The organism is Kitasatospora sp. NPDC089509, assembly GCF_044749365.1.
Classification (GTDB): domain Bacteria; phylum Actinomycetota; class Actinomycetes; order Streptomycetales; family Streptomycetaceae; genus Kitasatospora.
Genome location: NZ_JBIVHS010000026.1, coordinates 97,939 through 109,545 on the forward strand (window position 1 = coordinate 97,939; position 11,607 = coordinate 109,545).

Below are 11,607 nucleotides of genomic sequence, written 5' to 3' on the forward strand. Positions count from 1 at the left end.
GCGTCGGGCGCGGTCCGCTCCTCCAGGGCCCTCCGGTCGCGCCGTACGGCGCAGCCGGAGGGCTTCTGTACGACGTCGGCCGCGAGGGCCCGGCGCGAGCGGGGGCGGCGTCACCCGACCCGAAACGATCGGCGGTCATCCCGACCCGAAGCGATCGGCCGTCGCCCTGCTCCGAAAACGATCGGTGCCCTCGCCCTGCTCCGAAAACGATCGGTGCCCTCGCCCCGCTCCGGAACGATCAGCGCCGTCGCTCCGACCCGGGTCGGGCGGTGCCACCCCGGGCGGAACGCCTCGACATCCGACGCCCCGTCCATGACAATCAGCTCGGGCAGGAGTGCGCGATGATGGATGTCGGCCCCGGGCCGCGGGCGCCGAGCGGTGTGACCCGCGACACGAAGGCCATGCGTAACACTTGACGAGTAGCAGCGATGTGTCCTGAGCGGGAGCAGCTCCGGAATACTCCAACATGTCAGAATGCTGTGTTGGTCCGCGGCGCTGCTGCCGTCCTGCAAACCCAGTCCTCAAGCCCGAGTCGGTCGGAATCGACACCGCGCGTCCGACGCGCGATCTCCTTCCCCGCCCGCTCGGGCGGCCGGTACGGGTTCGAGTCCACTCATCGTCCGAGAGGTTGTTCGTGTCGGCCAGCACATCCCGTTCGCTTCCCCCCGAGATCGCCGAGTCCGCGGCTCTGCTGGCGCTCATCGAGCGGGGCAAGGCCCAGGGGCAGATCGCCGGTGACGACGTGCGCCAGGCGTTCGAGGCGGACCAGATCCCGGTCACCAAGTGGAAGAACGTCATGCGCAGCCTCAACCAGGTGCTGATTGAGGAGGGGGTGGACCTCATGGTCAGCGCGGCCGAACCGGCCGGCGCCAAGCGCAAGAGCGTTGCTGCCAAGAGCCCCACCAAGCGCACCGCCACCAAGGCTGTCACCACCCGGACCCCGGCCGCCCCGTCGGCCCCGACCAAGCCGCCCGTGCGGATCGCCCCCGGTGCCCCCGTCGCGGCTCCGGCCGTCGCGGCCGCCGCGGCGCCCGCCCCCACCGTGTCCGCCGAGATCACCGTCGAGGAGACGACCACCGTCGTCTCCGAGATGAAGGCGGCGGTGGCCAAGAAGGCCGCTCCGGCGAAGAAGGCCGCGGCCAAGAAGACCGCCGCTCCGGCCAAGAAGACCGCCGCCAAGAAGACCGCCGCCGGCAAGGCCGGCAAGGGCGACGAGGAGCTGCTCGGCGAGGAGGAGCTGCTCGAGGACGCCGCTCTGCCCGGCGACAAGGCCGAGGCCGAGAGCGGCCCGGAGGAGGAGTCGGAGGGCTTCGTCCTCTCCGACGACGACGAGGACGACGCGCCGGCCCAGCAGGTCGCCGTCGCCGGTGCCACCGCCGACCCGGTCAAGGACTACCTGAAGCAGATCGGCAAGGTCCCGCTGCTCAACGCCGAGCAGGAGGTCGAGCTCGCCAAGCGCATCGAGGCCGGTCTGTTCGCCGAGGACAAGCTCTCGGCCGCCGACAAGCTCGCCCCCAAGCTCAAGCGCGAGCTGGAGATCATCGCCGAGGACGGCCGCCGGGCCAAGAACCACCTGCTGGAGGCCAACCTCCGTCTGGTGGTCTCGCTGGCCAAGCGCTACACCGGTCGCGGCATGCTGTTCCTGGACCTGATCCAGGAGGGCAACCTCGGTCTGATCCGTGCGGTCGAGAAGTTCGACTACACCAAGGGCTACAAGTTCTCGACCTACGCCACCTGGTGGATCCGCCAGGCGATCACCCGCGCCATGGCCGACCAGGCCCGCACCATCCGCATCCCGGTGCACATGGTCGAGGTCATCAACAAGCTGGCCCGTGTCCAGCGCCAGATGCTCCAGGACCTGGGCCGCGAGCCCACCCCGGAGGAGCTGGCCAAGGAACTCGACATGACCCCCGAGAAGGTCATCGAGGTCCAGAAGTACGGCCGTGAGCCGATCTCGCTGCACACCCCGCTGGGCGAGGACGGCGACAGCGAGTTCGGTGACCTGATCGAGGACTCCGAGGCGGTCGTCCCGGCCGACGCGGTCTCCTTCACCCTGCTCCAGGAGCAGCTGCACTCCGTGCTGGACACCCTGTCTGAGCGCGAGGCGGGCGTGGTCTCGATGCGCTTCGGCCTGACCGACGGTCAGCCGAAGACCCTCGACGAGATCGGCAAGGTGTACGGGGTCACCCGTGAGCGCATCCGCCAGATCGAGTCGAAGACCATGTCGAAGCTGCGCCACCCGTCGCGCTCCCAGGTGCTGCGCGACTACCTGGACTGATCGGTCCGACCGATCGACGGGCCGGTCGGCCCCGTCCGATCGGCGGCAGTACGTGACGAAGGCCCGGAACCCCGTGGTTCCGGGCCTTCGGGCTGTTCGGGGGCGGTGTGTCAGCGTCCGGGTGGCGCTTGTCGCTCGTCCGGGTGGCGGGACGCCGGGAAGTGGTCGCGCAGTGTAGTCGATCACCTACGCTGTGCCGGTTGCCTGCTGCCGAGCCTTGTGGAGACACGGTGCTGACCGACCCGGACCGAGCCGACCTGCCGAACCCCGTCCCGTGCCGGGCCGACCAGCGACGGGCCGACCCGGCCGCCGCGCGGGCGGGCCGCCGCAGGCGGCGGGGCGCCCTGCTGGCGCTGCTCGCCGCCGTGCCCGTGCCGCTGGTGGCCCTCGGCACGGCCGGGCCGGCCGAGGCGCAGCGCCGGGTGGTCGGGGGCGACGCCGTGACCACCGCGGAACACCCGTGGATCGTGGCGCTGGCCAGCCGCCAGCAGTTCGGCGGCGGCCGTTCCGGCCAGTTCTGCGGGGGCGCGCTGGTCACCCCGACCAAGGTGGTCACGGCCGCGCACTGCTTCTACGACGAGGCCAAGGGCCGGGTGGACCGGCCGGGCCTCAAGGTGATCGTCGGCCGGGACGACATGCGCGGCTCGGCCGGCCGGGAGGTGGCCGTCCAGCGGATCTGGGTCCACCCCGACTACAACTACGCCGCGAACATGAACGACGTCGCGGTGCTCACCCTCGCCGAGTCCCAGGGCTCCCGGCCGGTGCTGGAGCTGGTCGGCCAGGGCGAGACCGGGCCGTACGCGGCCGGGACGGCGGCGCGGGTCTACGGCTGGGGCGACACCAGCGGGCGGGGCGACTACTCACCGCTGCTGCGCGCGGCGGACGTGTCGATGGTCGCGGACCAGACCTGTGCGCACGCCTACCCGGGCGGGCAGGACGGAAAGTTCGACGCCCGGGGCATGGTCTGCGCGGGCGAGGAGAAGGGCGGCAAGGACGCCTGCCAGGGCGACAGCGGCGGCCCGCTGGTGGTGGCCGGTCGACTGGTGGGGCTGGTGTCCTGGGGGACGGGCTGCGCCGAGGCGGCCCACCCGGGGGTCTACACCCGGGTGTCCTCGGTCACGGACGCGGTGCGCTCCGTGCTGTGAGTCCGGCGGGGTGGCCCCGGCGGGCCGGGTTCGGCGGAGTGGCTCCGGCGGGGCCCCGGTGCCGTAGGCTTCGCGGCCCCGGGATGTCGCCGCGGGTGATGGTGCGGTGACGTTCTGACGTCACGTCGGCACCCGGCGGCCCGGGGTCGGCCCGGCGCGCGGCCCCGGGAGGGACGGCCCCGGGCGAACGCGGGAGAACCGTCGGGAGAACAGCGGAGCCGGGCGGTCGGCCCCCGAAGGGATCGACCACCCGGCTCCCCGGTCGCGCGCGGTGCGCGACCGGACACAGCTCGACGCTGGCTGCTGGTGGTGGCGCCTGTGATCAGCGCTCGTCGTCGACGGCCGTCGCGGTGGTGGTGGTGCTGAGACGGCCGCTCTCGTCCTGTATCTCCACGGCGATCTTCTTGAGCTCCGGCTCGAACTTCCGGCCGTGATGGGCGCAGAAGAGCAGCTCTCCGCCGCTGGCGAGTACGACGCGCAGGTAGGCCTGGGCGCCGCAGCGGTCGCAGCGGTCAGCCGCGGTCAGCGGGCTCGCAGGTGTCAGAACAGTAGTCACGTCGCCTCTTCTCTAGCTCGACGAGCTGTCGTACCAGGGTCAACATCCAACCAGGCCGAAAACGTTCCCGCTCGTGGCTTTTCTTCTCTGAGGATTCTGCTGTGTTGATGAGGACGTGCCCCGGGCACCGGTGGTTCATGCCTGCCGGATGCCGGGATCCGCCCGTGCCTCGAACGCCCGATCGGGACCGGGTTCGAGGTCCGCGTAGCATAATCCTCTGCCGGGTTGGAGCATAAGCCCCGCCCCGGGCCCCGGTAGCCTGCATAACGGCAGTTCCGGAGCCTGTGCCGGACCCCACGATCCGCCAGGACCGGTGGTACCGGGAGGAGATGGCGCCCCCGGGGCCCACACCCGGGTGCGGTCCTTGTTCGCGCAGCGCGTACAAGCTGCGCGGGACCGGCCCGTCGTGCTGTGCACCCGTCGCAGGGGCGCGAGCACACAGAGCAACGACTGTCGGTGCGGCGTGCTGCACTGGCGGTTGGTCCGGATGCGTCCGGATGTGACCGATGAGACAGATCTTCACCGAGGAGAGTGCCGCGTGAGTGCCGAAACGACCGTGCCGTCCGCGCTGCTGGCCGGCGACGACGGTTCCAACTACACCGCGCGGCACCTGCTCGTCCTGGAGGGCCTGGAGGCGGTCCGCAAGCGCCCCGGCATGTACATCGGCTCCACCGACAGCCGCGGTCTGATGCACTGCCTCTGGGAGATCATCGACAACTCGGTCGACGAGGCGCTGGGCGGCTACTGCGACCGCATCGAGGTCCTGCTGCACCCGGACTCCTCGGTGGAGGTCCGCGACAACGGCCGCGGCATCCCGGTGGACGTCGAGCCCAAGACCGGGCTGTCCGGCGTCGAGGTCGTGATGACCAAGCTGCACGCGGGCGGCAAGTTCGGCGGCGGCTCGTACGCGGCCTCCGGCGGTCTGCACGGCGTCGGCGCCTCGGTGGTCAACGCACTCTCCGCCCGCCTCGACGTCGAGGTCGACCGCAGCGGCCACACCCACGCGATCAGCTTCCGCCGCGGCACCCCCGGCATCTTCACCGAGACCAGCCCGGACGCGCCCTTCGAGCCCGCCAACGGCACGACCCGGACCCGCAAGGTGCCCAAGACCCGCACCGGCACCCGGATCCGCTACTGGGCCGACCGGCAGATCTTCCTCAAGGACGCCAAGCTCTCCCTGGAGAACCTGCACAACCGCGCCCGGCAGACCGCCTTCCTGGTCCCCGGCCTGACCATCGTGGTGCGTGACGAACGGCTCACCGAGAGCGAGCAGGTCGAGGAGTCGGTCTTCCGCTACGACGGCGGCATCGCCGAGTTCTGCGAGTTCCTGGCCCCCGACAAGCCGGTCAGCGACGTGGTCCGGCTGCGCGGAGAGGGCACCTTCAAGGAGACCGTGCCGGTCCTGGACGACCTCGGTCACATGACCCCCACCGAGGTCACCCGGCACCTCGGCGTGGACATCGCGCTGCGCTGGGGCACCGGCTACGACACCACCCTGCGCTCCTTCGTCAACATCATCGCCACCCCCAAGGGCGGCACCCACGTCACCGGCTTCGAGCGCTCGCTGGCCAAGACCGTCAACGAGGTGCTGCGCTCCAGCAAGCTGCTGCGCGTGGCCGAGGACGACATCACCAAGGACGACGCCACCGAGGGCCTCACCGCCGTGGTCACCGTCCGGCTCGCCGAGCCGCAGTTCGAGGGCCAGACCAAGGAGGTGCTCGGCACCTCGGCGGCCAACCGGATCGTCGCGGCCGTCGTCGCCAAGGAGCTCAAGACCTTCCTCACCTCGGCCAAGAAGGACGAGAAGCTGCAGGCCCGGTCCGTGCTGGAGAAGGTCGTCGCGGCCGCCCGCACCCGGGTCGCCGCCCGCCAGCACAAGGAGGCCCAGCGCCGCAAGACCGCGCTGGAGACCAGCTCGCTGCCCGCCAAGCTGGCCGACTGCCGCAGCGACGACGTCGAGCGCAGCGAACTGTTCATCGTCGAGGGCGACTCCGCGCTCGGCACCGCCAAGCTGGCCCGCAACTCCGAGTTCCAGGCGCTGCTGCCGATCCGCGGCAAGATCCTCAACGTGCAGAAGGCCTCGGTGAGCGACATGCTCAAGAACGCCGAGTGCGCCGCGATCATCCAGGTGATAGGGGCCGGCTCGGGCCGCACCTTCGACATCGACCAGGCCCGCTACGGCCGGGTCATCTTCATGGCCGACGCCGACGTCGACGGCTCGCACATCCGCACCCTGCTGCTGACCCTCTTCCACCGCTACATGCGGCCGATGGTCGAGCAGGGCCGGGTCTTCGCCGCCGTCCCCCCGCTGCACCGGATCGAGCTCACCAGCCCCAAGCGCGGCCAGGAGAAGTACCACTACACCTACTCCGACGCCGAGCTGCGCTCCACCCTGCTGGAGTTCCAGCGCAAGGGGCAGCGCTGGAAGGAGCCGGTGCAGCGCTACAAGGGCCTCGGCGAGATGGACGCCGACCAGCTGGCCGAGACCACCATGGACCCGCGCCACCGCACCCTGCGCCGGATCAACCTGGGCGACCTGGAGCAGGCCGAGAAGATCTTCGACCTGCTGATGGGCAACGACGTCGCCCCGCGCAAGGAGTTCATCGTGGACTCGGCGGCCACCCTGGACCGCTCCCGCATCGACGCCTGACCCGCCCCAGCGGCGCGGCACGACCAGGGCCCTCCACCCACGGGTGGAGGGCCCTTGCGCTGCCGGTTCCACCCGGGGTCCACCCCGGCTCCGATCAGCGCGGGGCGCCGGATCCGTAGCGTCGGAGAGGTCAGAACAAGCCTCTCCTCGGACGGAGAAATCCGATGGTCTCCCTCGCCAACCTCCTCGTGATCGTCGCGGTGGTGGCCGTGGTGGTCACCCGCCAGATGCGTGTCCAGCGTCTGGACACCGAGCGCCGCTTCTGGTTGCTGCCGCTGATCCTGGGCGCGCTCGCCCTGCGCGACCCGCAGATCATCGACCACCAGCACACCGCGCTGTCCGCCACCCTGCTGGTCGCCGGACTGGTCTCCGTGGTCGCGATGGGATCGGTCTGGGGCTGGACCGTCCGGATCTGGCGGGCCGCCGACGGCGCCGTCCTGGTCAAGGGCACCAAGGCCACCCTGGCCGCCTGGGGTGGGATGATCGCCATCCGGATCGGTCTGTACGCGGTCGGCTCGGCCCTGGGCGTGCACCAGGCGGGCAGCTCGCTGATGCTCGGCATGGCGGTCCTGCTGCTGGTCCGCTCGCTCGTGGTCAACTGGAGGGCCCGGACGCTGGAGCCCGCGCGGGCGACCGCGATCCTGCACTGACCCGCCGCCGTGAGCACCGAGGAGGCACCCTTGTCCGGGTGGTACTGGACCCGCTGGCCCGCCCGGGAGGGGCTGGAGCGCGAGGCCGAGAGCCTGCCGCGGCGGGTCCTCACCGTGCTCGGCCGGATCGTCCTGCTGGCCGTGGTCGGCTGGGGGACCTTCGCCGGCGGCCGGTACGAGGGCTGGGCGGTGGTGGTGGCGGCGGCCGGGCTGGCCGTCGCCGTCGTACTCGTCACCGCGTACCTGCGGGCCACCCGGGGGCAGCGCCCGGCGGCCTCGTACCTGCTGGCCGCCGCCCTGGTCGGCGGCGCCTGGCTGGCCAACTGGGGCCGGGCCTACACGCTCGCCGACCTGCTCTGGGTCGGGCTGGCGGTGTTCTCGGTGGTCCGGCTGCCGCCCGCTCCGGCGCTGCTCACCATGGCGGCCGCGCTGGGCTCGTACGCGGCGGCCAGCTGGGCGAGTTGGCTCAGCGTCCTGGCCACCGTCGGCGGGGTCACCCTGCTCGGGTTCCTGCTCCGGCTGGACATCGAGGCGCGCGGCGCCGCCCGCCGGCTGCTGGTCCAGGAACGGGCCGCCCGGGCCGCCGAGGCGGAGAGCGCGGCGCTCGCCGAACGGGCCAGGATCGCCCGGGAGATCCACGACGTGCTCGCCCACAGCCTGTCCGCGCAGCTGGTCCACCTGGAGGCGGCCCGGCTGATGCTGGACGCCGGGACGGACCGGGAGCAGATCCGCGAACGGGTCGTCGCCGCACGGCGGATGGCGCAGGACGGACTGGCCGAGACCCGGCAGGCGCTGTCCGCGCTGCGCGGGGAGTTCACCCCGGTCGGGGAGTTCCTGGTGGAGCTGACCGAGCGCGAGCGGGCCCCGCTGACCGTCACCGGTACGCCCCGGCCGCTGCCCGCCGAGGCCGGGTTGGCGGTGCGGCGGACGGCGCAGGAGGCGGTCACCAATGTGCGCAAGCACGCTCCGGGCGCCCGCTGCTCGGTCGAACTGCGCTACCTGGACGGCGCGGTGGAGCTGGAGGTGCGCAACACCCGGGCGCCGCGCGGTCCGTCGACGGGCGGGGCGTCCGCCGCGGAACTGGCCGACAGCGGCAGCGGGTACGGTCTGCTGGGGATGCGCGAACGCGCGGAACTGCTCGGCGGCACCCTGCTGGCGGGCCCGGAGGACGGAGGGTGGCGGGTGTTGCTGCGGGTGCCGGCATGAACGAGGCGGTCACCAGGGTGCTGGTGGCGGACGACCAGACGGTGGTGCGCGAGGGCATCGTGATGCTGCTGGGGCTGCTGCCCGGCATCGAGGTGGTCGGTGCGGCGGCGGACGGGGAGGAGGCGGTCACCCTGGTGGCCCGCCATCACCCGGACGTGGTGCTGATGGATCTGCGGATGCCGCGGGTGGACGGCGTCGAGGCGACCCGACGGATCCGGGCCGCGCATCCGGAGACCGAGGTCGTGGTGCTCACCACCTACGCCGACGACGAGTCGCTGTTCCCGGCGCTGCAGGCCGGGGCGCGCGGCTACCTCACCAAGGACGCCGGCGGCGAGGAGATCGCCAAGGCCATCGCGGACGTCCGCGCGGGTGCGGCCGGGCTCTCGCCGCAGATCCAACTCCGGTTGCTGGAACGGCTTTCGGAGCCGCCGAAGAAGGCCGATCCGACGGCCGGGGCGGGCCCGGAGCGGTCGGCCGGGCGGGGCGGGGAGCTGCCGGACGGGTTGACGGTGCGGGAGGCGGAGGTGCTCGCGCTGATCGCCGAGGGGCTCTCCAACGCCGAGATCGCCCAGCGGCTGTTCGTCAGCCAGGCGACCGTGAAGACCCACATCAACAATCTGTTCGCCAAGACCGCGGTGCGGGACCGCGCGCAGGCCGTCGCGTACGCCTTCCGGCACGGAATCACCGGTTCGCAGCAGTAGTCGGATGAGCGTCCGTCAGATGATCGATCACCTCATTGAGTGAACGTATCTGCGATGGTCGGGGACGGTGTCCGGGGGCCTCCATGATGGTGCGGGTCAGAACGCCCGGCCCGGCCCAGGAGCAGCAGTGCCACAGCAGCAGACCAGCAGTCCCGGCCAGGGGCAGCGATTCGACTGGTGGGCCGCTCCGGCCGCCGCCACCGCCTCCGAGCCTGCTGCCGCGCCCCGCCGAACGGCCGTACCGGCCCAGCCGGTGCCCACCCGTCCGGCCGCCGCCCGCCCGGCCGACACCGGGGCCGAGCCGGGGATTGCGCCCGCCGCCCCGCCGGCCGCGCCGCCCGTGGTGCCGCCGCCCGCCCCGGCCGCCGCCCCGCCGGTGTCGGCGCCGCAGGCACCGGCGCCGACACCGGCGAGCGGCACCGACAGCACCGAGGTCTACCGGAGCGTCCAGGCCAGCGCGGCCTTCCAGGACATCCGCCGCAGCTACCGGGCGTTCGTCTTCCCGACCAGCGGCGCCTTCCTCGGCTGGTACCTGATGTACGTCGCCGCCGAGGCCGCCGCGCCCGGCGTGATGCGCAGCCGGGTGGCCGGCCCGCTCAACGTGGCCTGGGTGCTCGGGCTGCTGCAGTTCGTCACCACCTTCCTGCTCACCTGGCTCTACGCCCGCAACGCCCGGACCAAGCGCGACCGCGCCGCCCTGGGCCTGCGCTGGGACACCCAGGACCAGCTGCGATGACGACCACCAGCGGCGTGCTGAGCACCGCCACCCCGCCCCCCGTCGCCCCCACCGGCCAGCACCACGGCCTGGCGATCGTGCTGTTCGCCGTCATCGTCCTGGTCACCCTGGGCATCACCCTCTGGGTGGGCCGCCAGGGCAGCGCCGCCGAGGACTTCTACACCGGCGGGCGCGACTTCACCCCGCTGCAGAACGGCTTCGCCCTCTCCGGCGACTACCTCTCCGCGGCCTCCTTCCTCGGCGTCGCCGGGCTGATCGCCCTGTACGGCTACGACGGCGTGCTCTACAGCATCGGCTTCCTGGTCGCCTGGCTGGTCGTGCTGATGCTGGTCGCCGAACTCGTCCGCAACGCGGGCCGGTACACCCTCGCCGACGTGCTCGAACTGCGGCTGCGCCACCGCAAGGTGCGGGCGGCGGCGGGCGGCGCCAGCGTCGTGGTCACCCTGCTCTACCTGGTCGCCCAGATGGTCGGCGCCGGCTCGCTGGTCGCCCTGCTGCTCGGTACCAACAGCGCCCAGGCCCGGACCTGGACCATCATCGCGGTCGGCGCCCTGATGATCGTCTACGTCACGATCGGCGGGATGCGGGCCACCACCTGGATCCAGATCGTCAAGGCCTTCCTGCTGATCGCGGGTTCGGTGCTGCTCACCGTGCTGCTGGTGGTCCGCTTCCACGGCGACCTCTTCGACCTGATGCGCCAGGCCGCCCGGCACAGCGGCGCCGGACAGCGCTACCTCGAACCCGGGCTCAAGTACGGCGCCACGTTCACCAGCCGGCTGGACTTCTTCAGCCTCGGTCTGGCGCTGGTGCTCGGCACCGCCGGCCTGCCGCACATCCTGTCCCGCTTCTACACCGTGCCCACCGCCCGGGCCGCCCGGCGCTCCACGATGTGGGCGATCGGCCTGGTCGGCGGCTTCTACCTGATGGCCATCGCGCTCGGCCTGGGCGCCACCGCGCTGGTCGGCTCCGCCGAGGTGCGGCACGCCAACTCGGCCGGGAACACCGCCGTCCCGCTGCTCGCCCTGGTGCTCGGCGGCGGCAACGGCAGCACCGGCGGGGTGGTGCTGTTCGCGCTGATCTCGGCGATCGCCTTCGCCACTATCCTGGCCGTGGTCGCCGGGCTGACCCTGGCCTCCTCGGCCGCCTTCGCCCACGACATCTGGGCCGGCGCCTGGCGGGTCCGCCCGCGCCGCGACGGGGGAGCGGCCGCCGGGAAGCCGACCGAGCAGCAGGAGGTGGTGGTCGCCCGGTTCGCGGCCGGCGGGATCGGCGCGGTCGCGATCGTGATCAGCCTGTACGCCCAGCAGCTGAACGTCGCCTTCCTGGTCGGCCTGGCCTTCGCGGTGGCGGCCTCCTCCAACCTGCCGGTGCTGCTGTACAGCCTGTTCTGGTCTCGGTTCACCGCCCGGGGCGCGGTCTGGGCGGTGTACGGCGGGCTGGTGCCGGCGATCGTGCTGGTGTTCTTCTCGCCGGTGGTGTCCGGCTCCAAGGTGGCGCTGTTCCCCGGCGTCGACTTCCACTGGTTCCCGTTGGAGAACCCCGGGATCGTCTCCATCCCGCTCGGCTTCCTGGCCGGCTGGATCGGGACGCTCACCTCGCCCGAGCCCGCCGACGCGGACCGCTTCGCCGAGCTGGAGGTCCGCGCCCTCACCGGCGCGGGCGCCGCCTAGGGCCTGTCCCCGTCG

The 11,607-nt window shown here is 72.3% G+C and carries 9 protein-coding genes; 8 read left to right on the forward strand and 1 reads right to left on the reverse strand.

What is annotated here, in order from left to right:
* Nucleotides 1–628 precede the first annotated feature (628 nt).
* A complete protein-coding gene (locus ACIP4P_RS36605; RefSeq protein ID WP_350513697.1) occupies nucleotides 629–2,278 on the forward strand; it encodes an RNA polymerase sigma factor in 1,650 nt (549 codons plus the stop codon).
* Nucleotides 2,279–2,508: 230 nt separating this feature from the next.
* Nucleotides 2,509–3,423 carry a S1 family peptidase gene (locus ACIP4P_RS36610; protein ID WP_400926134.1) on the forward strand — a complete coding sequence of 305 codons (915 nt, stop codon included), beginning with the start codon at nucleotides 2,509–2,511 and terminating at the stop codon, nucleotides 3,421–3,423.
* Between the two features lie 322 nt (nucleotides 3,424–3,745).
* On the opposite strand, the gene ACIP4P_RS36615 is transcribed toward ACIP4P_RS36610, so the two are convergent.
* On the reverse strand, nucleotides 3,746–3,979 hold the full coding sequence (locus ACIP4P_RS36615) for a hypothetical protein (RefSeq protein WP_400926137.1): 234 nt from the start codon (nucleotides 3,977–3,979) through the stop codon (nucleotides 3,746–3,748).
* A 538-nt stretch (nucleotides 3,980–4,517) separates the two neighbouring features.
* On the opposite strand from ACIP4P_RS36615, the gene ACIP4P_RS36620 reads away from it, so the two are divergent.
* The 6 genes from ACIP4P_RS36620 (at nucleotide 4,518) to ACIP4P_RS36645 (ending at nucleotide 11,592) form a co-directional block, all read left to right on the forward strand.
* Nucleotides 4,518–6,629 (forward strand): type IIA DNA topoisomerase subunit B, encoded by a 2,112-nt coding sequence (locus ACIP4P_RS36620; RefSeq protein WP_400926140.1) that lies wholly within the window; start codon nucleotides 4,518–4,520, stop codon nucleotides 6,627–6,629.
* A 164-nt stretch (nucleotides 6,630–6,793) separates the two neighbouring features.
* Nucleotides 6,794–7,279 carry a DUF1453 domain-containing protein gene (locus ACIP4P_RS36625; RefSeq protein ID WP_400926142.1) on the forward strand — a complete coding sequence of 162 codons (486 nt, stop codon included), beginning with the start codon at nucleotides 6,794–6,796 and terminating at the stop codon, nucleotides 7,277–7,279.
* Nucleotides 7,280–7,309: 30 nt separating this feature from the next.
* Nucleotides 7,310–8,485, forward strand: coding sequence for a sensor histidine kinase (locus ACIP4P_RS36630; protein WP_400926145.1), 1,176 nt, complete (start codon nucleotides 7,310–7,312; stop codon nucleotides 8,483–8,485).
* The gene (locus tag ACIP4P_RS36635; RefSeq protein WP_400926148.1) at nucleotides 8,482–9,186 is read left to right on the forward strand and encodes a response regulator; all 705 of its coding nucleotides are present in this window, start codon (nucleotides 8,482–8,484) and stop codon (nucleotides 9,184–9,186) included. The genes ACIP4P_RS36630 and ACIP4P_RS36635 overlap by 4 nt, the downstream gene beginning before the upstream one ends.
* Before the next feature lie 127 nt (nucleotides 9,187–9,313).
* Entirely contained in the window at nucleotides 9,314–9,922 is a 609-nt protein-coding gene (locus ACIP4P_RS36640) for a DUF485 domain-containing protein (protein ID WP_400926151.1), read from the forward strand.
* Nucleotides 9,919–11,592, forward strand: a complete 1,674-nt coding sequence (locus tag ACIP4P_RS36645; protein ID WP_350513705.1) for a cation acetate symporter — start codon at nucleotides 9,919–9,921, stop codon at nucleotides 11,590–11,592. The genes ACIP4P_RS36640 and ACIP4P_RS36645 overlap by 4 nt, the downstream gene beginning before the upstream one ends.
* Nucleotides 11,593–11,607 lie beyond the last annotated feature (15 nt).